This window comes from Streptomyces abikoensis (assembly GCF_014648775.1).
Taxonomy (GTDB): Bacteria; Actinomycetota; Actinomycetes; order Streptomycetales; family Streptomycetaceae; genus Streptomyces; species Streptomyces abikoensis.
In genome coordinates this window covers 126,748-150,337 of record NZ_BMRT01000005.1, presented here as the reverse complement: position 1 = coordinate 150,337, position 23,590 = coordinate 126,748, and the positions used below count along the sequence as shown (strand labels likewise).

Below are 23,590 nucleotides of genomic sequence, written 5' to 3'. Positions count from 1 at the left end.
CCCTGTGGACAACCTCCGTCGGCCCCCGGCCGAGGTTGTCCACAGGGCTGAACGTGTTTCGCGTTCCGTACGTATGGTCGGAGTACGACGGCCGGGAGGCGGTCGGAAAGTGGCCGGAAAGCGGTCGGGGACGGCAAGAGCGAAGGCGAGGCGGCGATGGCCGGCGGCATGTCACACAAGGGGCGGGAGGACATGGGGCGTTACGCGCTGCTCCCGCTGCGCCTCTTCCTCGGGATCACCTTCGTCTACGCGGGCCTCGACAAGCTCACCGACCCCGCCTTCCTGGCGAGCGGCGGGCAGGGCTCCATCGGCGCCCTGATGGAGTCGGTGCGCGACACGGCCGCGCTGCCGGGGCTGGTGGATCTCGCACTGAAGAGCCCTGTCGGCTTCGGCTACGCGATCGCGTTCGGCGAGCTCGCGGTGGGCCTCGGCACGCTCCTCGGGCTCTTCGCGCGGATCGCGGCCGCCGGAGGCGCCCTGATATCGCTCAGCCTCTGGCTGACCGTCAGCTGGGCCGCCACGCCCTACTGCTACGGCAACGACCTCGTCTATCTGATGGCCTGGCTGCCGCTGATACTCGCGGGGGCGCCCCTGCTCTCGGCGGACGCGGCGCTGGCCGGCCGGCGGAGGGGGCGTGCCCGGGGCGGGGTGCCGCTCAGCCGAGTCGCTCAGGTCGCCCGTCGCGGTCGGTGAGGCGCGCCCGGCGGCGGCGTACGGAGAAGGTGAGGGAGGAGACCAGGCCCGCCAGGCAGAACCCGCCCGCCAGGACGGGCAGCAGCAGATAGGAGGGGATGTGCCACCGGCCGTCGGCCGCCGCCAGATAGGCCAGGCCGCCGCCCAGCAGCACCAGGCCGATGACCAGCCTGCCCGGTTCGAAGTCATGCCGTGCCACGGACCACCTCCACCTGGCCGATGCCGGCCTTGAGCTCAAGACGCAGGGTGCCGTGCGAGGGGTGCCCGGCGACGGGGGACAGCGTGGTCCGGCGGTGGCCGCCGGGCTGGACGTCGACGTCCTGGGAGCCTTCGCCCGGGAGCTGGATGTCGCCGACGCCGACCTGGATGTTCAGCTCCGCCGTGACGTCCTGCGGCAGGACGACCTGGAGCTTGCCCGCCCCGACCTCCGCGCGCACAAGGGACGGCGCGGCACCGCCGGACGTGGGCGCGGACGTGGGCCAGGGCACGCCGGTCAGGTCGAGCACGCCGAGGCCGGTGCCGAGTTCGTAGTGCTCGCGGATCTCGGCCTGGCTCGCCGGGCGCCAGGTCGTCCGGGACCAGTCGGCGGTCACGGACTTCGGCAGCGCGGCGGCGCCGGCCAGCAGGGCGCCGGTGAGCACCGCCGCGACGACCGTGCCGCCGCCCGTGCGGCCGTACCGGGAGCTGATCGCGATGCCCAGGCCGAAGACGACCAGGGCGCCGGCCAGGCCGAACTCCAGGGAGGTGCCCAGCGGGCGGTGATGCCACGTCAGTCCGGTGCCGAGGCCGAAGGCGGCCAGGGCCAGCAGGAACGTCCAGCCGCCCAGCCATGGGCCCTGGCCTGACCCGGACGCGGCCCCGGCCCCGGCCCCGGAACCGGGCCTGGCCTCGGAGCCGGCGCCGGACGTCGGCCCGGCGGGGCGCTCGTAGGCCGCGTTCGGGCGGGCGCCATGGGCCGGGGCGGCCCCCGGGTACGGGCCGGGGCCGGTGCCGGTGACCGTTCCGGCCCAGCCGTGCACCCACTTGGCGACGCGGTCCCGGAGGGGGACCGCCGCGTCCTGGACGTCGTCGTCCGGGCCCCAGAGGTAGCCCGTGCCGGGGGCGCCCGAGGCGGGATCCCGGACGGAGTCGCGCCACCAGGAGGGCGCGCCCGGTGCCGGGGGGGCCTGGGTCTCCGGCGGGGCCTCCATGGCCTTGTGCGGCTTGTGCGGCTTATGGGGGCGCGCCGTTCCGGCGGCCGTGCCCTCGGCCATCGCCGCGTCCTCCGGCCCGGCCTCGGCCAGCCGGCGGTGCTGCGACCAGTACGCGGCGCCGCTCAGGGCGACGATGAGCATCAGCGCGAAGGACATCACGCCACTGTTGTTGAGCATGGAGAGGAAGAGGCCGGAGCCCACCAGCGCGCACAGCACGGCGGTCAGTGCCGGGCCCTCGACACGCCCGGAGAGCATCCGGCGCGCTTCGTTGTCGTCCTCGCCCTCCAGTGGGATCAGGAGCCAGGCGAAGCCGTAGACGATCAGGCCGAGGCCGCCGGTGACGCCCAGGACCCCGAGGGCCACCCGGAAGATGACGGGATCCATGTCGAAGCAGCGCCCTAGACCACCGCAGACCCCGGCGATCAGCTTGTGCTCACGGCTGCGCCGCAGCGGCGGTGTGGCGGGCTCGGGGGTGGGTGGCGCGTCGGTCATGGGGACATGGTGTCAACCGGAATGTGTGTACGGCACCCGTGCCGACCCTGGACGTTCCCTGAGATCGCCCCTGAGATCGATCCGGTTAGGGTGGCGCATCGAACATACGACGGGGGAACCGGAGGTCGCGCGGTGCACGGTGCAGCGCCTGAGGCGGGTCGGCTGGTCGCCGGCCGGTACCGCCTGGCCGAGCGTATAGGCCGGGGCGGCATGGGCACCGTCTGGCGCGCCGAGGACGAGTTGCTCGCCCGTCAGGTCGCGGTGAAGCGGCTGCACGTCAATCCCGGCCTGGAGGAGGACGAGCTCGCCACCCTCTACGAGCGCACCCGGCGCGAGGCGCGCAGCGCGGCCCGGATCGCCCACCCCAATGTGGTCGTCGTCCACGACGTGGTCGAGGACGACGGTCTGCCCTGCATCGTGATGGAGTACGTGCCGTCCACGACGCTCGGCGACGTCCTCAAGCGCGGCCCGATCGGCCCCGAGGAGACCGCGCGCATCGGGCGCGGCATGACCGCCGCGCTGCGCGCCGCGCACGCGGCCGGCGTGCTGCACCGCGATGTGAAGCCCGGCAACGTCCTTCTCGGGCACGACGGGCGGGTCGTCCTCACCGACTTCGGCATCGCCCAGTCCACGGGTACCTCGACCCTCACCAAGACCGGCGAGATGGTCGGCTCGATCGACTACATCGCCCCCGAGCGCGTCAAGGGTGGCAAGCCGGGACCGGCCTCCGATCTGTGGGCGCTCGGCGCCACGCTCTATCAGGCCCTGGAGGGCCGGCCGCCGTTCCGGCGGGACACCGCCGTCGAGACGGCGTACGCCATCGCCATGGACCCGCTGGCGCCGCCGCGGCAGGCGGGGCCGCTGACCAAGCTGATCGAGACGCTGCTGGCCAAGGACCCGGCCCTGCGGCCCCCGGCCGAACTGGTCGAGCAGATCCTCCGGGAGCCGGCGGCCGAGGCCGCCACGGCCGCCCACCGGACGCCCCAGGGACTCGCCGAGCCCCCGGCACCCCGCCCGGCCCCACCCGCCGTCACCCCCACGCCCGCTTCCGCCCCCGTCCCCACACCCGCACCCGACGCCACGACGACTGCCCCGACGGCCGTCCCCGCGACTGGGGCGACCGGCTCCGCGACCACCGTCGCGCCCTCGCCCACCCCGCCCACCCCGTTCGCCCCACCCGCTCCGCCTGCCGCGCCCGCCAAGGCCCGTCGCCGGGCGGCCCGGTGGTGGTGGGCGGCCGCCGCGACCGTCGTCGCGGGCGCCCTCGCGGCCGGCGCCTACCTCCTCACCCGGGACGACGGCGAGGAGCCCCGCGCCGAGCGGCCGGACACCACCCCGACCCCGGCCCCGGCGCACGGCTCCACCACCCCGGCGCCGAAGCCGCCGCCGACCTACCCGCCCCTCCCCAAGGGCTACCACCTGGTCGAGGAGAAGCAGCTCGGCGTCTCCTTCCCCGTCCCCGACGGCTGGACCCGGCAGGAGAAGTCCTCCCGCGAGGTCGACTACATCGACCGGACCGGGCTCGTCGGCCTCAAGATCAATGTCCTGGACTTCGCGGGCCGCGACCACGTCCAGCACTGGAAGGACGTCGAGCAGCAGCTCAAGGCGTCCCCGGAGATCCGGAACTACCACCGGGGCCGGCTCCAGGAGACGACCTTCCGTGACGAGCCCGCGGCGATCTGGGAGTTCACCTGGTCCGGCCGGGTCCGGGACTTCCAGGCCGTCGACCTGGGCTTCGGCCGTGAGGGCGGCGCCGAGTACGCCATCTACCTGTCCGCCCCGAAGGCCGACTGGGAGCGCCACCGGCCCGTGTTCGACGTGGTCCGCGACGGCTTCCGCACGGGCGCACGGCCCTGACCCGGCCTGACCCGCCGTCACCCCTCCCGCCACCCCGGGCATTCCCCGGGTCCCGTCAGGGTCGACCCTGATGCCCGCGCGCGGCCGCCCGTGTGACGATCAGTGCATGACCACCGCTCCGCACCCCGACGGCCCGCCCCTGCGCAAGCTCTACCGCAGCGACGAAGGGCGGATGCTCGGCGGCGTGGCGCGCGGGCTCGCGGGGCACCTGGGCGTGCCCGTGTCCTGGGTGCGGCTGGTGTTCGTGGCGCTGATGACGGCCCAGGGCATGGGCGCGCTGCTCTACGCGGTGTTCTGGTTCGTCGTGCCGCTGGGCGTCGGCGGCGTCGACGGCCCGCGCCGGCCGTTCGCGGAGGTCACCGTCTCCGCCGACGGGCGCCGCCGCCTGCTCGCCCGCAAGCCCGACCGGGGGCAGGCCGCCGCTCTCGTCGCGCTCGTCGTCAGCGCCTTCGTCTTCCTCGACCGCCTCCACCTCGGCCGCGCCAACGCCTACCTCGTGCCGCTCGTGCTGATCTGCGCGGGCGTCGCCCTCGTCTGGCGCCAGGCCGACAACGCCCGTCGTGCCCACTGGGTGGAGGTCGGCCGCCGCAAGCGCGTCCTGCCCCTCGCGCGGGCGGGCGCGGGCGTGGTGCTGGTGGGCGTCGGCGCCACCGGCGTCGTCGTCCTCCAGGGCTCCGTCGAGCACTTGGGGACGGTGCTCCAGGCGTCGCTCGCCATGGTGGTCGGCATCGCGCTGCTGGCAGGGCCCTCGGTCGTCCGGATGGCCCAGGACCTCTCCGCCGAGCGGACCATGCGCATCCGGGCCCAGGAGCGCGCCGAGGTCGCCGCCCACGTCCACGACTCCGTCCTCCACACGCTCACCCTGATCCAGCGCAACGCCGAGGACTCCCGCGAGGTCGCCCGGCTCGCCCGCGCCCAGGAGCGCGAGCTGCGGAACTGGCTCTACGACCCCGAGGGCCGCGGCAAGGAGGAGGCCGAGGAGCCCAGCACCCTCGGGGAAGCCGTCCGGAGCACCGCCGCCCGCGTCGAGGACCACCACGGGGTGCCCATCGAGGTCGTCGTGGTCGGCGACTGCCCCCTCGACGACAGGCTCGACGCCCAGCTCCAGGCGGCCCGTGAGGCCATGGTCAACGCGGCCAAGTACGGTGGCGACGGCGGAGCCGTGCAGGTGTACGCCGAGGTCGAGGGGCGTACGGTCTTCATCTCGGTGCGCGACCGGGGGCCCGGGTTCGACCTGGACGCGGTCCCGGAGGACCGGATGGGCGTCCGGGAGTCCATCATCGGCCGGATGCAGCGCAACGGCGGCACCGCACGCGTGCGACCCGCGCCCGGCGGGGGGACGGAATGGGAGCTGGAGATGGAGAGGGCGGAGAACGCATGACGACCGAGCAGACGGCAGGGGAGACGGCCGAGCGCCACGTCCGGGTCGTGCTGGTCGACGACCACCGGATGTTCCGGACGGGCGTGCAGGCCGAGATCGGGGCCACGGACCGTACGGGCGTCGAGGTCGTCGGCGAGGCGGCCGACGTCGACCAGGCGGTCACGGTCATCACCGCGACCCGCCCCGAGGTGGTGCTGCTCGACGTCCACCTGCCCGGCGGCGGCGGGGTCGAGGTGCTGCGCCGCTGCGCCTCGCTGATGGGCGGGCAGGAGTCCCCGGTCCGCTTCCTCGCGCTGTCCGTCTCCGACGCTGCCGAGGACGTCATCGGTGTCATCCGGGGCGGCGCTCGCGGCTACGTCACCAAGACGATCACCGGTGGTGATCTGGTCGACGCCATCTTCCGGATCAAGGACGGCGACGCGGTCTTCTCGCCCCGCCTGGCCGGCTTCGTCCTCGACGCCTTCGCCTCCACGGACGCCCCGCCCGTCGACGAGGACCTCGACCGGCTGACCCAGCGCGAGCGCGAGGTGCTCCGGCTGATCGCGCGCGGCTACGCCTACAAGGAGATCGCCAAGCAGCTCTTCATCTCCGTGAAGACGGTGGAATCGCATGTCTCGGCGGTGCTGCGCAAGCTCCAGCTGTCCAACCGGCACGAGCTGACACGCTGGGCGACGGCGCGCCGCCTGGTGTGACCTGGCGGTGTGACCCTCGTCCGTCGGGCGGTCATCGGCGGAACCTCCCGGAGTTCCTCGCCATCTAGTCACAGGCGACAGGAACAGCACCGGGAAACGAGAGCACGATGATCCGATGAGCCTGACGGGGACCCCCTTCCTCCTGATCACGATCGCCCTGGTCGTGGTGGCCCTCGCGCTGCCGCTGGGCCTCTGGGGCCGAATAGGCGGGCCCCGGCTCGTCCGGCACGCGACGCGCGTCCTCATGCTGCTGTTCGCGCAGGCCACGGCGATCGTGATGGTCTTCGTGATCGTCAACAACGCCAACGGCCTCTTCGACACCTGGGCCGACCTCCTCGGCACCGGCAACCACGTCAAGGCCGCCGCCGACCTCGGCCCGGACGGCACCGGCGGCAAGACGCCCGACCAGGGGCCGAAGACCGTTGCCACGTTCAAGCCCACCGCCGACAAGCGCATGGGCCCCGGGGTCCTGGAGACCCAGCTCAAGGGCCACATATCCGGCGTGGAGGGCGAGGTCTACGTCTGGCTGCCCCCGCAGTACGACGACCCCGCGTACAAGGACAAGAAGTTCCCCGTGGTCGAGGTGCTGCCCGGCTTCCCCGGCTCGGCGAAGGCCTGGTTCGGCACCCTTGAGGTGAATACCCAGCTCAAGCCCATGATGCAGCGGGGCGAGGTGGCCCCCTTCATCATCGTGGCGCCGCGCACCACCCTCCTCGGCGACACCGACACCGGCTGCGCCAACATCCCCGGCAAGGTCAACGCCGACACCTGGCTGAGCGTCGACGTCCGCAAGATGGTCACCGACACCTTCCGCGCCGACGACCGGGCCGACGGCTGGGCCGTCGCCGGCTACTCGGCGGGCGCCCACTGCGCCGCCAGGCTGGCCGTCGCGCACCCCGACCGCTACCGCGCGGGCGTGAGCCTGTCCGGCTACAACGACCCCGCAGGCGAGCCCGGCGCGCTCACCGCGAAGACCCCGGAACTCCGCGACGCCAACAACCCGCTGAAGATGCTCGAGCACGCCGCGACCCCGCCCAAGGTGGCGCTCTTCGTCTCCGGCGCCGAGACCGACGGCTACCAGGGCGGCCAGGCGCTCAAGCAGGCGGCCAAGCCGCCGACGACCGTGGAGACCGTCCTGATCCCGCCGGGCGCGGGCGGCCACGGCACGGCCGTCTGGAAGCGGCAGGTCCCGGACGTCTTCAAGTGGCTGACGAAGCAGGTGGCCCACTAACCCGGTACGTCCTGGGCGGGCTCACGCCGGGCGGGTCGCCCCCGCGAACGGCATCTCGTCGACCGGCGCGACCCGCACCGGGGCCCCCGGGTGCGGGGCGTGGATCATCTTGCCGTCGCCGACGTAGAGGCCGACGTGGCTGATCCCGGAGTAGAAGAACACCAGGTCCCCCGGGGCGAGCCGGTCGCGGGAGACCCGCCGCCCGGCGTTGATCTGGGTGTAGGTGGTGCGCGGTAGGGACACCCCCGCCGCCTGCCACGCGGCCTGGGTGAGTCCCGAGCAGTCGAAGGACGACGGGCCGGTCGCCCCCCACTCGTACGGCTTGCCGAGCGCGGAGTACGCGAAGGCCACCGCCCGCGCCGCCCGCCCCGACACCGCGCGGGCCACCTCGCCGACCGCCTCCGACCCGGACGCGACGGACGCCTTCGCGGTGTCCGCCGCCCGCGCCACGCCCGCGCCGGTGTCTCCCGTACGGATCGCGGTGGCCTCCTCGGCGGGCAGCTCGCTCAGCAGCTGCCGGGCCCGGTCCAGCTTGGCCTCGATGGTGCGCTTGTGGGCGGCGAGCGCGCTCTCCTCGCGCCGGATCTCCGCGAGCCGCGCCTCCGCCGTCGTCCGCACCCGCTGGACGTCCAGCAGCTCCCGGCGGACCCGGGAGATCGCGGCGGCCTGCCCCTGGCCCGCGCGGTCGGCGAGCGAGGCGTTCTCCAGGAAGTGCTCCGGGCGGGTGGACAGCAGCAGCCGCATGCTGGTGGGCATCGAGCCGTCCCGGTACTGGGCGGCGGCGAAGGAGCCGAGGGCGTTGCGGGCGGCGTTGAGGCGCTCGGTCTTGCGGGCGGCCTCGTCCTGGAGCCCGGCGAGCACCGAGCGGGCTCTGTCCGAGCGCTCCTTCACCCCGTTGTACTGCTCGGTGGCGACCTCGGCCTGCTGGTAGTACCGGGCCACCTGGGCCCTGGCCTGGGCGGGGGTGGGCGCGGGGGCGGCGTGGCCGGTGCCCTCGAGCGCGGTGGCGGTGGCCGCGCCCGCCAGGGCGAGCGTGGCCGCGGTACGGGCGGTGCCGCCGACGAGAGGGTGCTGCTTGGGCTTTCGGTGCGTGGCCACGGCGGCCGTCACTTCCTTCCGTCCGGCGGGGGGACCGGCGGCGGCCCGCACGAGGGGGGTGAGGGCGGGCCACCGCCGTCTGGAGCAGGACGCTAAACCTCGGGATCACCGCGAAACGGCCATGACCGGTATTGCCCTGAATCGGCTGTTTGGCGATCGCACCTGGCGGGCCGCCCCTGCCGACTCGGAAGGACGGTGCCGTGGAGTGACCGAGGTGGTGTCCCTGCCCCACCTGGGCGCGGAGTGGTGCTATGGCCCCGGTTAGGGTCGGTGCCCATGGACGTTCTCCTTCACGCCGTCGTCGGCCTCCACATCATCGGCATCGCCTCCCTGCTCGGCGGGTTCCTCACCCAGATGAAGCTCATGGGCAAGGGCGAGGCCCGCATGGTGCCGGCGATGCTGCACGGCGCGCTGACGATGCTGGTCACAGGTGTCGCGCTGGTCGGTATCCACCAGAGCCAGGGCGACACGATCAACACTGTGAAGATCGGCGTGAAGCTCGCGCTGCTCGTCGTGATCCTGGGTCTGGTCTATGTGAAGCGGGACGAGGAGAACGTTCCGGCGCCCATGTTCGGCACGGTGGGCGCGTTGACGGCGACCAACGTCTTCATCGCGGTGCTGTGGGTCTGAGCCGCGCCCTCCGGCCCCTCCCGGCTCCGGCCCGGAGCTGTGGGCCCGGCCACTGTCGGCCGGATCCCGGCTCGGCTGTCGGTGGGGCGGCCTAGACTCGGGAGGCGATGAGCAGCCTCTTTGACGACAGCTTCCTGGCGGACCTGGCCCCTGCCGAGGAGGAGCCCCCTCCGCCCCCGGAGGACACGGTTCCCGAGCCCCTGCCGGACGACCTCTTCGGCGGTGCCTTCGACGCGCCCGTACCCAGGGAGGCGTTCTACCGCGACGGCGCCGCCCGCCCCGTCGTGGATCCCGCCGCGCTGCTGGAGGGCATGAACGACCAGCAGCGCGAGGCCGTCGTGCACACGGGCTCCCCGCTGCTGATCGTCGCGGGCGCCGGCTCGGGCAAGACCCGGGTGCTCACCCACCGCATCGCGTACCTCCTGGGCGCCCGCCACGTCCACCCGGGGCAGATCCTCGCGATCACCTTCACCAACAAGGCCGCCGGCGAGATGAAGGAGCGCGTCGAGCAGCTCGTCGGCCCCCGCGCCAACGCCATGTGGGTGATGACCTTCCACAGCGCGTGCGTGCGGATCCTGCGCCGCGAGAGCAAGAAGCTGGGCTTCACGTCCTCCTTCTCGATCTACGACGCGGCCGACTCCAAGCGCCTCATGGCGCTCGTCTGCCGGGATCTCGACCTCGACCCGAAGAAGTTCCCGCCGAAGTCCTTCAGCGCGAAGATCTCCAACCTCAAGAACGAGCTCATCGACGAGGAGGCATTCGCGGCGAAGGCCGCGGACGGCTTCGAGAAGACGCTCGCCGAGGCGTACACGATGTACCAGGCGCGGCTGCGCGAGGCCAACGCACTGGACTTCGACGACATCATCATGACCACGGTCCACCTCCTCCAGGCGTTCCCGGACGTGGCCGAGCACTACCGCCGCCGCTTCCGGCACGTCCTGGTCGACGAGTACCAGGACACCAACCACGCCCAGTACACGCTGGTGCGCGAGCTGGTGGGCACGCCCGAGACGGCGGGCGAGGAGGGCGTCGGCGAGCTGTGCGTCGTCGGTGACGCCGATCAGTCGATCTACGCCTTCCGCGGCGCCACCATCCGCAACATCCTCCAGTTCGAGGAGGACTACCCGGACGCCACCACGATCCTGCTGGAGCAGAACTACCGCTCCACGCAGACGATCCTCAGCGCGGCCAACGCGGTCATCGAGCGCAACCAGAACCGCCGTCCCAAGAACCTGTGGACGCAGGCCGGCGCGGGCAGCACCATCACCGGCTACGTCGCCGACACCGAGCACGACGAGGCGCAGTTCGTCGCCGACGAGATCGACCGGCTGACGGACGCGGGCGACGCGAAGGCGGGCGACGTCGCCGTCTTCTACCGCACCAACGCCCAGTCCCGTGTCTTCGAAGAGATCTTCATCCGCGTCGGCCTGCCCTACAAGGTCGTCGGCGGCGTGCGCTTCTACGAGCGCAAGGAGGTCCGTGACGTCCTGGCGTACCTGCGGGTGCTGGCCAACCCCGAGGACACCGTGCCGCTGCGGCGCATCCTCAACGTGCCCAAGCGCGGCATCGGCGAGCGCGCCGAGGCCATGATCGAGGCGCTGGCGCTCCGGGAGAAGATCAGCTTCGCGCAGGCGCTGCGGCGCGTCGACGAGGCGTACGGCATGGCCGCCCGCTCGTCGAACGCGGTCAAGCGCTTCAACGTCCTGCTGGAGGAGCTCCGCACGGTCGTCGAGTCCGGGGCGGGCCCCGCGACGGTCCTGGAGGCGGTCCTGGAGCGCACGGGCTATCTCGCCGAGCTCCAGGCGTCCACGGACCCCCAGGACGAGACCCGCGTGGAGAACCTCCAGGAGCTCGCCGCCGTCGCCCTGGAGTTCGAGCAGGAGCGCACGGAGGACGAGCCGGGCACGCTCGCCGAGTTCCTGGAGAAGGTCGCGCTCGTCGCCGACTCCGACCAGATCCCCGACGAGGACACGGAGGGCACCGGCGTCATCACGCTGATGACCCTGCACACCGCGAAGGGCCTGGAGTTCCCGGTCGTCTTCCTCACCGGCATGGAGGACGGCGTCTTCCCGCACCTGCGGGCCCTCGGCCAGGTCAAGGAGCTGGAGGAGGAGCGGCGGCTCGCCTACGTGGGCATCACGCGCGCCCGCGAGCGGCTGTACCTGACCCGGGCGAGCATGCGCAGCGCCTGGGGCCAGCCCGCGTACAACCCGCCGTCGCGGTTCCTGGAGGAGATCCCGGAGCAGCACCTGACGTGGCGCCGCACCGGGCCCGCGACGCCGTCGGCGTCCTCGCTGGGCGCGGGTTCCGGCTCCCGGACGGGTTCCGGCATCTCGTCCGGCTTCGGCTCGTCCGGCTTCGGCTCGGCGCGCGGCGGCAAGGCGGCGTCGAGCGGGTTCGCGACGCGGCGGGCCAAGGAGCGCGACGTCGTGGCGCTGGCCGTCGGTGACCGGGTCACGCACGACTCGTTCGGGCTGGGCACGGTCGTGGCGGTCAAGGGCAGCGGTGACAACGCGGAGGCGTCGATCGACTTCGGTGGGGAGAAGCCGAAGCGGTTGCTTTTGCGGTACGCGCCGGTGGAGAAGCTTTAGCGTTACGGGCGGCTGCGCGCCGGTTGTGGCTGAGCGCGCAGTTCCCCGCGCCCCTGAAGGGGCTCTCCGGTTACGTCGGGTCCAGGTCGTGGCTGCGGAGCCAGGGGAGGGGGTCTATGGCCGAGCCGCCGGGGTGTACCTCGAAGTGGAGGTGCGGGCCGGTGGAGTTGCCGGAGTTGCCCGAGTAGGCGATGACGTCCCCGGCCTTGACCGGTCCCGAGCGGAGCTTGTAGCTGCTGAGGTGGCAGTACCAGGTCTCGGTGCCGTCCGACGACGTCACCTTGGCCATGTTGCCGTAGGCCACGTTGTACTGGGTGCTGACCGTGCCGTCGGTGGCGGCCATGACGGGCGTGCCGTAGCCGACGGGGAAGTCGATGCCGGTGTGCACCGACATCCAGTTGACGCCCGCCTGGCCGTAGTAGGCGCTGAGCCCGTGCTGGGAGACGGGCAGGGCGAACTTGGGGCGCTCGCGCTCCTTGCGGGCGGCCTCCTCGGCCTGGCGTTTGCGGTCCTCCTCCTGGCGGACCTTGAGGTCGATCCGCTCCTGGGTGCGGCTGGCGCGGGTGGCGAAGTCGTCGGCGCCCTGGCTGAGGCCGGCGAGCTGGGTGTCCAGCTTGCTGTTGGCGGCGGAGAGCTTGACGGAGTTGTCCGGGGCGGAGGCCGCGGTGGTCTGCTGGGTGTCCTTCTGCCCGCCGCCGGTCATGACGGACGCGGCCGCGATCCCGGCCACCCCCATGACGGCGACCGAGGGGACGGCGACGGTGAGCAGCGCCTTGCGGCGGGGGCGGTAACCGGCGCGGGCGGGGGCGCCCTTGCGGCGGCTGCCCCGGGACTGCTGCGGGACCTCGGACCGGCTCCGGGCCCGGGACGGTACGGGCGCGGGGGCGTCGTCCGCGGTGCCGCCGGCGTTGCCGATGCCCTCGCTCTCCTCGGGCGGCGGGATCAGCATCGCGCGGGTCTCGGCGTCGGCGACCCCGGCGCCGCCACCGACACCGGTGACGCCACCGACACCGGCGGCCTCGGAGAGGCCGGGGATGCCGGAGACGTCGACCATGACGGTGGGGGTGTGCCCCGCCTCGGGGGACGCGAGCGCGCTCGCGTCCCAGGTCTGGGTCGCCTGGGCGCTCAGGTCCCACTGGCCGGAATCCCACTGCCCGGAGGTGTCCCAGGACTGGGCGGGGGACTGGGCCGGCTGGGTGAAGTATTGATTCTGCCCAGTGGTGTTCTGTCCGGTGGTGTCCCACTGGTCCCACTGGCCGGAGTGGTGCTGGCCCGTGTCATAGGACCCCGCCGCGGAACCGGCGGCGCTCCAGGCGCCCGTGTCCCACTGCCCGGTCGGATGCGGCGAGGGGTGGGCGGACGCGGCGGCCGTGCCGGTGAGGTCCCACTGGCCGGATCCACCGGAGGTGTCCCACTGCTGCGCGGCGTACTGGCCCGTCTGGCCCGTGCCGTCGTGGCCGAGGTCGTAGCCGCTGAAGTCCCAGGTCTGGGTGTGGCCGCTGGTGCCCCACTGGTTGGTGGTGCTCGTGTCCCAGTGGCCGGAGGCGTGGTCGCCGTATCCGGCGTAACCCTGCTGGGCGTAAGGCTGCTCGTACGCCGCGTACGACCCGTGCCCGTAGAGGGCATCGGGAGCGGGAACGGACTGAGCCGGGCCCGCCGACGGGTGACGGTCGTTCACCACCACATCCATTTCGCCTTGGCAGCAGGAGAATTAGCGGCGACTGTACCCGGCGGTATGCGACGACGACAATCTTCCCCACGTTTCGGTCACCGAAGCGCTGGGCATTTAGCCGCCTTTTGGTGGACTGAGCCATGATGAGTCGACTTGACGTTCGATATACGTTCGAAGTTTTTGTGGAACTCAGGCGACCGAGGCGGCCCCCGCCGCACCCGCCGACGGCTCTTCCGTGGTCAGCGCCTGCCTGATCCCCGCGGCCACCTCCCCGTGCACGGGGAGGGCGAGATGCCCCACGCCGCACACCCGCACGTTGCGCGCGTGGAGGTCGGGGTGATCGATACGGGCGGTTTCGACGGGAACCATGATCTGATCCAGGTCGCTCCAGAAACCGATGAATTGCGTTGTGCAATGGGGAACGGGCCCGGCCAGTTCGGTGATGACGTCCGAATCGGGCCGCATCTGCCGCACCAAAGGATGGGCCGTCATGAGGGGGGCCACCCGGGTGCCGCCGTGCGGGGTGCCGAGGGTGACGAGCGTACGGACGCGGGCGTCGCCGCCCAGCCGCTGGATGTAGTAGCGCGCGATCAGCCCGCCCAGGCTGTGCCCCACCATGTCGACGTGGTCCCGGCCCGTGCTGAGGCAGACCTCTTCCACATGCCGGCCGAGCATCGCCGCCGCCTTGCGGATGTCGCACGTCAGGAGCGAGTAGTTGAGGGACCGCACCTCGTCCCAGCCGTGCCGGCGCAGCGAGCGGCGCAGCAGCACGAACACCGAGCGGTTGTCGATGAAGCCGTGGAGGAGCAGGACGGGCGGGCGCGCCGCCACCGGGCCGGTGGGCGCGCCGGGCGCGTCGGGTGGTTCGGGCCGCTCCGCCGGAGCGGCGGGGGAGGGGCCGGCGGCCGGGGGGAGGAGGGGCGGCGGGCGGCGCTCCTGGACGATCCCGGTGGGGTAGAGCAGCACGTGCGCGGTGAGGATCGCCAGTTCCAGCAGCGTGGACCGGACGAGCGCGGCCGACGGGCGCGGGCGCGCTGCCGCGAAGGAGCGTAAGAGGGTACAGAGAAAGGGCAAGGCCCCCATGGCCGACCGACCTCCCGAACAGCACACAGCGAGCGACCCTCTCCCCCGTGTGCCCTCATGGGCAGCTGTGCGCGTGGCGGGCCACCCTTCTGTGCCGTGCGGCTGTCGGCACAGAGGGGCGGCCGCCTCGTCGCGGCTCCCCTCGCGGCCGTCCCGTGGTCCGGCGTCTCGTGGCCCGGCGCGTCTCGTGGTCGAAGCGGGCGGTGTGGCCCGTGAGACGGGGGTTACGGGAACGGTGCGTAGCGAACGTGGTGTCCCACGTGTGATTTCCCCCTCGGCCTCCACCGTGAAACGGCCGGGTGCGGGATGCTGGACGCGACATTCGTTCACGTCTCCGGGCCCCCGGGCGCGGAGAGACCTCGCGGCCGGCCGACGGCACGTACACGCACGTACAGGGAGGCAGTGATGGGAGTGACCGGTCCGATCCGCGTGGTGGTGGCCAAGCCGGGGCTCGACGGACACGACCGCGGCGCCAAGGTCATCGCGCGGGCGCTGCGCGACGCCGGCATGGAGGTCATCTACACGGGGCTCCATCAGACGCCCGAGCAGATCGTCGACACGGCGATCCAGGAGGACGCGGACGCGATCGGCCTCTCCATCCTCTCCGGCGCCCACAACACCCTCTTCGCCAAGGTGATGGAGCTGCTGAAGGAGCGGGACGCGGAGGACATCCAGGTCTTCGGCGGCGGCATCATCCCCGAGGCCGACATCGCCCCGCTCAAGGAGCTGGGCGTCGCGGAGATCTTCACCCCGGGGGCGACGACGACCTCGATCGTGGACTGGGTCAACGCCAACGTCCGGCGTCAGGCCGTCTGAGGCCCCCTTTCGCGCTGTCTGCGGCCCCCCTTCGCGTTCGGTCCGCTCCCGTCCGCGAGCTCCCTCCGCATGGTGGCGCGGAGGCGCAGCGTGCCGATGAGGCGCTGGTACGCCTCCGCCCAGTAGCCCGCCGCGCCATGGCCGGCGCCGTCGTGCCCCGGCCCGGCCGGGAGGACGGTGAGCGCCTCCAGCAGATCGGCCTGGTCCGGGTCCAGACAGCGTTCGGCCATGCCCATCACCCCGCTGAAGCTCCAGGGGTAGCCGCCGGCTTCCCGCGCGGTGTCCAGCGCGTCCACCACCGCCCGGCCCAGGGGCTTTGCCCACGGCACCGTGCACACGCCGAGCAGCCGGAACGCCTCCGACAGGCCGTGCGCGGCGATGAACTCCGCCACCCACCCGGCCCGCTCGGCGGGCGGCAGGGCGGACAGCAGCTTCGCCGGGTCCAGCCACGAGGCGCCCGTGGGCTCGGGCGGGGACGCCGCCGGGCCCAGCAGCGCCCGTGACCACTCGGCGTCCTCCTGCCGGACGGCGGCCCGGCACCAGGCCGCGTGGAGGTCGGGCCGCCAGCCGTCCGCCACCGGCAGGGCGACGGCCTCGGCGGCGCCCGCCACGCCGAGGCGCTCGCACCAGATCCCCAGCGGGGCGGCCTCCACGAGCTGGCCCAGCCACCACGAGCGTTCGCCCCGGCCCGCCGGGGGCTTGGCCACGACGCCGTCGCGGCGCATCCCGGCGTCGCACTCGTGCGGCGCCTCCACGACCACGGTGGGCCGCCCACCGGTGCGGTCCAGGGCGACGCAGGCCCTCGCCCGTTCCGCCATCCGGCCCGCGAGCGCGGACGCGGGGAGCGCCGACAGCAGCTCGGCGGCCGCGGCCCGGACGGTGCGGCCCCGGTCCGTCAGGGCCCCTTCCAGGAACGGCTCGTCGGCGGGGGAGAGCCCGTCGCGCAGCGAGTCCAGGAACATCAGCCGGTCCTCGGCCCGCTCCCGGTCCCAGGTCGTGGCCAGCAGCTCCCGGGCGGCGGCGGGATCGCGGCGCCGCAGCGACGTCAGCAGGGCCACGCGCTCGGCGAACAGGCCCTCCTGCCAGACCTGCTCCACGTCCTCCCCGGCATCCGTCGCGGCCGGTGCCGCGCTCGACGCGGGGGCGTCGCGCAGCGCGTATCTCCACTGGGGGTTGAGCCGCGCCAGCCACAGGGCTTTGGGGCCGCCCAGGGCCAGCGCCCCGGGCCGCAGGTCGCTGCGGGCCCGCGCGGCGTCGAGCAGCCCGGGCAGCAGGTCCGCCGGGGCGCGGTAGCCGTGGTCGTTGGCGGCCGCCAGCCACTGGGGCAGCAGCTCGGTGAGGTCCGGGCCGCCGCGGCGCCCCGAGCCGCCGGGGCCCGCCGCCCGCTCGGCGAGCAGCAGCGCCAGCCGCCGCCGGGCGGCCTCCGGCAGGGGCGGCCGGACGTCCTCCGGCGCCGCCTCGGGCAACGGTCGCGGCGCGGCCGGCAGGAGGGCGGCCCGGCGCTGCACGGTCCGCAGCGCGGCCTCGTCGAGCAGCGCGCCGGGGGAGACGGGGCGGCGGTCCGTGCCGAGGAGGGCGGTGGTGACGAGATCGTCCCAGGTGGTGCTCATGGCAGGTCCTTTCGGCACAGCGCTGTCTTCCGTCACAGGGCCACCGGCTCCGGTGCCCAGGCGAGCAGTGGTGTGAAGCCCCGGTGCCCGCATTCGCCGAACACCCGCACCGGGCGCCCGCCCGATATCGCCGTCAGCCGCCACAGGGCCGATTCGTCGCCGCCGGGCGCCACCGGGAGGGCCGACCGGCCGTCCGCGTCCGCCAGTTGCCAGTCGCCGCCGTCCCGGCCGGGGACCGGGACCACCCCCGAGAGGACCACCGGCCAGCCCTCCAGCCACGGGTCGTCGCGCAGCGCCTCGCCGTACGCCCGGAGCGCCTCCTCCGCGTCACCGCCCGGCGGCGGGCCGGGGACCGGCGCCGGGGCCGCGTGCCGGGTGCCCAGGGCCGCGCGCAGCGGCCGGGCGGAGGGGTGGAAGGCGAGCTCCGCGTCCAGGGCGAGACCGACGGGGAGCGACAGCTCGGGCACGCGGCCCGCCGCGCCGTAGGAGAGGAGCAGGGCCATCCGGCCCGTCTCCCGGCCGCGCAGCCAGACGCGGCGCGTGACCAGCCGGCCGTCGTCGGCGTCGCGCTGGGCCAGGACGAGCCAGCGGTCGCGCACGAGCGGGGCGGAGGCCAGCAGCGACGCCGCGTCCGGTGTGATGCCCACACGTGTCCGTACCGTCGCCGCCAGGGGCTCCGGAAGCTCCGCCAGCCGGAGGAACCCCTGGTTGAGGGTGTGGAGGAGCGCGCACTCCTCCAGGAGCCGGGTGGTCCGCCGGGCCGGCGAGCCGGAGCCCGCCACGGACGCCAACTCCCGCACCCGCGCGGCCAGCCCCGGCGCCTGGGCGTCGACCATGCGGGCCGCCGTCTCCTCCCACCGCCCGTACGAGGCGGCGTCGGCCGACGCCAGGCCGCTCCGCAGCAGATCGGCGAGGCGCCGCTCCAGCTCCGAGGCGCCCGCCGCGATCCGCCGCGCGCGGCGGATCGCCCGGCGGCGCGCGGCCTCCGGGTCGGCCGGGCCCCGGGACGGGCCGGAAGCGGCCGCCCCGGATCCGGCGGCCTCCTGCTCCCGCCGCTTGCCCAGCCACTGGGCCGCCCAGTCCGGCGGCGCCCCCTCCGGGACGGCCCCCGGGCCCTCCGACCACGACAACAGCAGCCCCAGCGCGTGCTTGCACGGCGACTTGCGGCTCGGGCAGGAGCAGTGGAAACCCGGCCCCGCCAGATCCACGACCGTCCGGTACGGCCAGCCGCCGCTGCCCGCGCACTCCCCCCATACCGCGCCCCTGCGTGCCCCAGCGCCCGACCACGGGCCGGGCGTCGCGAGCTTCGCGCCCGCCGTGCGTGACGCGGCGTCAGGCGCCAGCTCCAGCACGCGTTCCGCCGTCCAGCGTTCCCCCTGCGGATTCATGTCACCGACGGTAGAGGGCCCCACTGACAATCGCCCTCGGCGCCAACGAAACCGCAGGTCAGGGCGATTGTCAGTGGGGTGGTGCAGGGTGGTTCACGCCACCCGGAACCGCACGACGAGGGGGACTTGTGACCGTGCCCGGAATCCAGACCGACGCCCTGCGCCCGCACGCCGAGGACGCTTTCGCCCACGAGCTGAAGGCCCTCGCGGCGGCCGACGACCGTCCCAGGCCCGAGCGTTGGCGGCTCTCGCCGTGGGCCGTCGCCATGTACCTGCTCGGCGGCACGCTGCCCGACGGCACCGTGATCACACCCAAGTACGTGGGCCCGCGCAGGATCGTCGAGGTCGCCGTCACCACGCTCGCCACCGACCGGGCCCTGCTGCTGCTCGGCGTCCCCGGCACCGCCAAGACCTGGGTGTCGGAGCACCTCGCCGCCGCCGTCAGCGGCGACTCCACCCTGCTCGTCCAGGGCACCGCCGGCACCCCGGAGGAAGCCATCCGCTACGGGTGGAACTACGCCCGGCTGCTCGCCGAAGGCCCCAGCCGCGACGCGCTCGTGCCCAGCCCCGTCATGCGTGCCATGGCCGAGGGCATGACCGCGCGCGTCGAGGAGCTCACCCGCATCCCCGCCGACGTCCAGGACACCCTCATCACCGTCCTGTCCGAGAAGACCCTGCCCGTCCCCGAGCTGGGCCAGGAGGTCCAGGCCGTGCGCGGGTTCAACCTCATCGCCACGGCCAACGACCGCGACCGCGGGGTCAACGAGCTCTCCAGCGCGCTGCGCCGCCGGTTCAACACGGTCGTCCTGCCGCTGCCCGCCACCGCCGAGGACGAGGTCGGCATCGTCGCCCGCCGCGTCGACCAGATCGGCCGCTCCCTGGACCTGCCCGCCACGCCCGACGGCATCGACGAGATCCGCCGTGTCGTCACCGTTTTCCGCGAGCTGCGCGACGGCGTCACCGCCGACGGCCGCACCAGACTCAAGTCGCCCTCGGGGACGCTCTCGACGGCCGAGGCGATCTCCGTCGTCACGGGCGGCCTCGCGCTCGCCGCCCACTTCGGCGACGGCGTGCTGCGCGCCGGTGACGTGGCCGCAGGCATCCTCGGCGCGGTCGTCCGCGATCCCGCCGCCGACCGGGTGATCTGGCAGGAGTACCTGGAGACCGTCGTCCGCGAACGGGACGGCTGGAAGGACTTCTACCGCGCCTGCCGCGAGGTGGCCGCGTGACCGGGACCGCCGCCGTCCCGGAGCCGGTGCTGCTCGGCGTGCGCCACCACGGCCCGGGCTCCGCCCGCGCCGTACGCGCCGCCCTCGACCGCTGCCGCCCCACCGCCGTCCTGATCGAGGGCCCACCCGAGGCGGACGCCCTCATCCCCCTCGCCACCGACCAGCACATGCGCCCACCCGTCGCCCTCCTCGCCCACGTCGCCGGGGAGCCGGGCCGCGCCGCGTTCTGGCCCTTCGCCGAATTCTCCCCGGAGTGGGTCGCCCTGCGCTGGGCGCTCGCGCACGGGGTGCCGGTGCGGTTCATCGACCTGCCGGCGGCGCATACGCTCGCGCTGGGCGTGGGGGACGAACCCGGGCGAGTCCCGGGGAGCATCCCCCGTGCGGGGATTGACCCCGGCGCGGGGACCGGCACTGGCGAGGGGATCACTCCTGGCGCGGGGGACGAACCCCGGCGCGGTCCGGAGAGCGACGCCGGCCCCGAGGGTGCCCTAGGCCCGGCCGGGGCGGCGCATCCGCGTACCGATCCGCTCGCCGTGCTCGCCGGGGCCGCCGGGTATGACGATCCCGAGGTGTGGTGGGAGGACGTCGTCGAGCACCGGCGTGGGGAGGGCGACGCGCTCGCGCCGTTCGAGGTCGTCGCCGAGGCCATGGGGGAACTCCGGTCCGCACTCGGTGAGGAGCGGGACACCGACGCTATCCGGGAAGCCCATATGCGGCTCAGACTCCGCGAGGCGCGGCGGGAGTTCGGGGGTGTCGTCGCGGTCGTGTGCGGCGCCTGGCACGTGCCCGCTCTCGCCGAGCGGCGCACCGTGGCCGCCGACCGGCAGGCGCTCAAGGGCCTCCCCAAGGCCAAGGTCGAGATCGGCTGGGTCCCCTGGACCCACCGGCGCCTCTCCCGTCACAGCGGCTACGGCGCCGGCATCGCCTCACCCGGCTGGTACGGGCATCTCTTTCGGTCCCCCGACCGGCCGGTCGAGCGCTGGATGACCGACGTCGCCCGGCTGCTGCGTGCCGAAGGCCAACCCGTCTCCTCCGCGCACGTCATCGAGGCCGTGCGGCTCGCCGAGACCCTCGCCGCGATGCGCGGCCGCCCGCTCGCCGGGCTCGCCGAGACCGTCGACGCGATCCGCGCCGTGATGTGCGACGGCTCCGACGTGCCGCTCGCCCTCGTCCGGGACCGGCTGGTCGTCGGCGACGTGCTGGGCGAGGTCCCCGACGCCGCGCCCGCCTCGCCCCTCCAGCGCGACCTCGACCGGCAGCGGCGCACGCTGCGGCTCAAACCCGAAGCGGCCGCGCGCGACTGTGAGTTCGACCTGCGCAAGGACACGGACGCGGCCCGCAGCCGCCTCCTGCACCGGCTGCGGCTGCTCGGCGTCGACTGGGGCGAGCCCCTGCCCTCGCGCGGCGGTCTCGGCACCTTCCGGGAGAGCTGGCGGCTGTGCTGGGAGCCCGAACTGTCCGTACGGATCGCCGAAGCCGGCGCGTGGGGCACGACGGTGGAGGGCGCGGCGACCGCCAAGGCGGAGTCCCTGGCGCGCGAGGCCGCCACTCTCGCCGGGATCACCGGCCTGGCCGAACGGTGCCTGCTCGCGGGCCTGCCCGACGCCCTCCCCGTCGTCATGCGCGCCCTCGCCGACCGCGCCGCCCTCGACTCGGACGTCGGCCACCTCGCCCAGGCCCTGCCCGCCCTCGTCCGCTCCGTGCGCTACGGCGACGTACGCCGCACGGACACGGCCGCCCTCGCCGAAGTGGCCGCCGGGCTCGCCGAGCGCGTCTTCGTCGGCCTGCCCGCCGCCTGCGCGGGCCTCGACACGGACGCGGCGACGGAGATGCGCGGCCATGTGGACGCCGTGCACCAGGCCGTCGCCCTGCTGGCCGGGACCGCCGACGAGCCGGCGGCCGTCACCGGCCCGGCCACCACCCCCGGGCTGCGGGACCGCTGGGCCGCCGTCCTGAAAGTGCTCGCCGAGCGGGACGCCCTTCCGGGCGGGATACGCGGCCGGGCCACGCGGCTGCTGCTCGACGACGGACGCCTGCCGCACGAGCGGGCGGCCAGGCTGATGGGCCTCGTCCTCTCGGCCGGCACGCCGCCCGCCGAGGCCGCCGCCTGGATCGAGGGCTTCCTCGGCACCGGCGGCTCCGGCGGCATGCTGCTCGTCCACGACGAACGCCTCCTCGCCCTCGTCGACGGCTGGCTCACCGCCGTCCCGCCGGACGCCTTCACCGGCGTACTGCCGCTGCTGCGCCGCACCTTCTCGGCGTTCGAACCAGGCGTACGGCGGACGCTCGGCGACCGCGTACGACGGCACAACACCCCGGGCCCCGGCCCGGACCCGTCGCCCCACGGCGCACCCGCCGGCTTCGGTCCGGCCCTGGACCCGCGACGTGCCGCGGCTGTCCTGCCGACGATGCGGCTCCTGCTGGGAACGGGCCCGGAGGCGGTAACGACGGAAGCAGGACCGACAGGAACAGGAGGAGAACCCGTATGACCATCGAAACCACCGCGGACGCGGAGCGGCTGCGCCGCTGGCGGCTCGTGCTCGGCGCGGACACCGGCGGGGCCCTCTCCGGCACCGACGCCGCCATGGACCGGACCCTGGAAGCGCTCTACGGAGCCGGAGGCGGAGGCGGGGGTGGCGCCGACGGCGAGGCCGGCGGCCCGCGCCGGGGCGGGCTCGGCGGGTCCGCGCCGCGGGTCGCCCGCTGGCTGGGGGACATCCGGACGTACTTTCCGGCGTCCGTCGTTCAGGTGATGCAGCGGGACGCCATCGACCGCCTCGGGCTGTCCGCACTGCTGCTCGAGCCGGAGATGCTGGAGGCCGTCGAGGCCGACGTCCATCTCGTCGGCACCCTGCTCTCCCTCAACAAGGCGATGCCCGAGGCCACCAAGGAGACCGCGCGGGCCGTCGTCCGCAAGGTCGTCGCGGACCTGGAGTCCCGCCTCTCCGGCAGGACCCGCGCCACACTCACCGGCGCCCTCGACCGCTCCGCGCGGACCGCCCGCCCCCGCCACCGCGACATCGACTGGGACCGCACGATCCGGGCCAACCTCAAGAACTACCTGCCCACCCACCGCACGGTCGTCCCCGAGCGCCTGATCGGCCACGGCCGGGCCGCGCAGGCGGTGCGGAAGGAGGTGATCCTCTGCATCGACCAGTCGGGGTCGATGGCCGCCTCCGTCGTCTACGCGTCCGTCTTCGGCGCGGTCCTCGCCTCCATGCGCGCCCTCGACACCCGCCTCGTCGTCTTCGACACGGCCGTCGTCGACCTCACCGACCAGCTGGCCGACCCGGTGGACGTCCTCTTCGGCACCCAGCTCGGCGGCGGCACGGACATCAACCGCGCGCTCGCCTACTGTCAGTCACGGATCACCCGCCCGGCCGAGACGGTCGTCGTCCTCATCAGTGATCTCTACGAGGGCGGCATCCGCGACGAGATGCTCAAGAGGGTCGCCGCGATGCGGTCGTCCGGCGTCCGGTTCGTCACCCTGCTGGCCCTGTCCGACGAGGGCGCCCCCGCCTACGACCGCGACCACGCGGCGGCCCTGGCCGCGCTCGGCGCGCCCGCCTTCGCCTGTACGCCGGACCTCTTCCCGGAGGTGATGGCCGCCGCCCTGGAGAAGCGCCCGCTGCCGATACCCGACCCGGCCGTCTGAGCCGTCCGTCCGCCCCGGCCGTCCGAGCCGCCCGGAGGGGCCCGGCTACGCCGAACGCGGCCGAACGCGTGCGGGCGTCGTCGCGATCTGTGAGCGTAATCACGGCCGGAGTGTGATCTGCGATTTAGGGACCTCCCTCCCTCGGGGATAACCTGCGAGACGGACATGCCGCGTCAACGGTGAACGTGTGCCGCCCTCGCCCGTGCTATCCCGGGGCGCAAACCCCCGGACCTTTGCGGAGATCGCGCCCTCACGCCGCCCCGCGGCACGCCCGCGCAG

Annotated in this window: 18 protein-coding genes; 11 read left to right on the top strand and 7 right to left on the bottom strand. The window is 74.1% G+C overall.

What is annotated here, in order from left to right:
• Positions 1 to 168 precede the first annotated feature (168 nt).
• Positions 169 to 693: a DoxX family protein gene (locus IE096_RS18525; RefSeq protein ID WP_229820345.1), complete on the top strand. Its 525-nt coding sequence runs from the start codon at positions 169 to 171 to the stop codon at positions 691 to 693.
• Here the strand turns inward: IE096_RS18525 and IE096_RS18520 are convergent.
• Both IE096_RS18520 and IE096_RS18515 read right to left on the bottom strand, forming a co-directional pair.
• Entirely contained in the window at positions 656 to 892 is a 237-nt protein-coding gene (locus IE096_RS18520) for a hypothetical protein (protein WP_189453117.1), read from the bottom strand. The two genes, IE096_RS18525 and IE096_RS18520, sit on opposite strands and share 38 nt — an antisense overlap.
• On the bottom strand, positions 879 to 2,378 hold the full coding sequence (locus IE096_RS18515; protein ID WP_189453115.1) for a PspC domain-containing protein: 1,500 nt from the start codon (positions 2,376 to 2,378) through the stop codon (positions 879 to 881). The genes IE096_RS18520 and IE096_RS18515 overlap by 14 nt, the downstream gene beginning before the upstream one ends.
• Positions 2,379 to 2,510: 132 nt before the next feature.
• Between IE096_RS18515 and IE096_RS18510 the strand changes: the two genes are divergently transcribed.
• The 4 genes from IE096_RS18510 (at position 2,511) to IE096_RS18495 (ending at position 7,539) form a co-directional block, all read left to right on the top strand.
• Positions 2,511 to 4,235 carry a serine/threonine-protein kinase gene (locus tag IE096_RS18510; RefSeq protein ID WP_268248326.1) on the top strand — a complete coding sequence of 575 codons (1,725 nt, stop codon included), beginning with the start codon at positions 2,511 to 2,513 and terminating at the stop codon, positions 4,233 to 4,235.
• Positions 4,236 to 4,341: 106 nt separating this feature from the next.
• On the top strand, positions 4,342 to 5,616 hold the full coding sequence (locus IE096_RS18505; protein WP_189453111.1) for an ATP-binding protein: 1,275 nt from the start codon (positions 4,342 to 4,344) through the stop codon (positions 5,614 to 5,616).
• Entirely contained in the window at positions 5,613 to 6,308 is a 696-nt protein-coding gene (locus IE096_RS18500) for a LuxR C-terminal-related transcriptional regulator (protein ID WP_126915600.1), read from the top strand. Before IE096_RS18505 ends, IE096_RS18500 begins: the two co-directional genes overlap by 4 nt.
• Before the next feature lie 115 nt (positions 6,309 to 6,423).
• Complete coding sequence (locus tag IE096_RS18495) at positions 6,424 to 7,539, top strand: alpha/beta hydrolase (protein ID WP_189453110.1); 1,116 nt, start codon at positions 6,424 to 6,426, stop codon at positions 7,537 to 7,539.
• Positions 7,540 to 7,560: 21 nt separating this feature from the next.
• On the opposite strand, the gene IE096_RS18490 is transcribed toward IE096_RS18495, so the two are convergent.
• Positions 7,561 to 8,637, bottom strand: coding sequence for a C40 family peptidase (locus IE096_RS18490; RefSeq protein ID WP_189453108.1), 1,077 nt, complete (start codon positions 8,635 to 8,637; stop codon positions 7,561 to 7,563).
• Positions 8,638 to 8,913: 276 nt separating this feature from the next.
• On the opposite strand from IE096_RS18490, the gene IE096_RS18485 reads away from it, so the two are divergent.
• Positions 8,914 to 9,267 carry a hypothetical protein gene (locus tag IE096_RS18485; protein ID WP_189453106.1) on the top strand — a complete coding sequence of 118 codons (354 nt, stop codon included), beginning with the start codon at positions 8,914 to 8,916 and terminating at the stop codon, positions 9,265 to 9,267.
• A 107-nt stretch (positions 9,268 to 9,374) separates the two neighbouring features.
• Entirely contained in the window at positions 9,375 to 11,858 is a 2,484-nt protein-coding gene (pcrA, locus tag IE096_RS18480; protein ID WP_189453103.1) for a DNA helicase PcrA, read from the top strand.
• Positions 11,859 to 11,928: 70 nt separating this feature from the next.
• On the opposite strand, the gene IE096_RS18475 is transcribed toward pcrA, so the two are convergent.
• Both IE096_RS18475 and IE096_RS18470 read right to left on the bottom strand, forming a co-directional pair.
• Positions 11,929 to 13,536 carry a M23 family metallopeptidase gene (locus IE096_RS18475; protein WP_189453101.1) on the bottom strand — a complete coding sequence of 536 codons (1,608 nt, stop codon included), beginning with the start codon at positions 13,534 to 13,536 and terminating at the stop codon, positions 11,929 to 11,931.
• Positions 13,537 to 13,719: 183 nt separating this feature from the next.
• Positions 13,720 to 14,613, bottom strand: coding sequence for an esterase/lipase family protein (locus IE096_RS18470; RefSeq protein WP_189453099.1), 894 nt, complete (start codon positions 14,611 to 14,613; stop codon positions 13,720 to 13,722).
• A 405-nt stretch (positions 14,614 to 15,018) separates the two neighbouring features.
• Between IE096_RS18470 and icmB the strand changes: the two genes are divergently transcribed.
• A complete protein-coding gene (gene icmB, locus IE096_RS18465) occupies positions 15,019 to 15,429 on the top strand; it encodes a coenzyme B12-dependent isobutyryl CoA mutase small subunit (RefSeq protein ID WP_189453097.1) in 411 nt (136 codons plus the stop codon).
• Here icmB and IE096_RS18460 read toward each other — a convergent pair.
• Positions 15,417 to 17,132 (bottom strand): DUF5691 domain-containing protein, encoded by a 1,716-nt coding sequence (locus IE096_RS18460; RefSeq protein WP_373298155.1) that lies wholly within the window; start codon positions 17,130 to 17,132, stop codon positions 15,417 to 15,419. The genes icmB and IE096_RS18460 overlap by 13 nt on opposite strands.
• On the bottom strand, positions 17,072 to 18,427 hold the full coding sequence (locus tag IE096_RS18455) for an SWIM zinc finger family protein (RefSeq protein ID WP_189453092.1): 1,356 nt from the start codon (positions 18,425 to 18,427) through the stop codon (positions 17,072 to 17,074). Before IE096_RS18455 ends, IE096_RS18460 begins: the two co-directional genes overlap by 61 nt.
• 128 nt (positions 18,428 to 18,555) lie before the next feature.
• Here IE096_RS18455 and IE096_RS18450 point away from each other — a divergent pair, with 128 nt between their 5' ends.
• From IE096_RS18450 to IE096_RS18440, 3 genes are read left to right on the top strand one after another with little or no spacing between them, the layout of a single operon-like run.
• Positions 18,556 to 19,656: an ATP-binding protein gene (locus IE096_RS18450; protein ID WP_229820342.1), complete on the top strand. Its 1,101-nt coding sequence runs from the start codon at positions 18,556 to 18,558 to the stop codon at positions 19,654 to 19,656.
• Entirely contained in the window at positions 19,653 to 22,145 is a 2,493-nt protein-coding gene (locus tag IE096_RS18445) for a DUF5682 family protein (protein ID WP_189453090.1), read from the top strand. The genes IE096_RS18450 and IE096_RS18445 overlap by 4 nt, the downstream gene beginning before the upstream one ends.
• On the top strand, positions 22,142 to 23,311 hold the full coding sequence (locus tag IE096_RS18440; RefSeq protein ID WP_189453089.1) for a VWA domain-containing protein: 1,170 nt from the start codon (positions 22,142 to 22,144) through the stop codon (positions 23,309 to 23,311). The genes IE096_RS18445 and IE096_RS18440 overlap by 4 nt, the downstream gene beginning before the upstream one ends.
• The last annotated feature ends 279 nt before the right edge of the window (positions 23,312 to 23,590 follow it).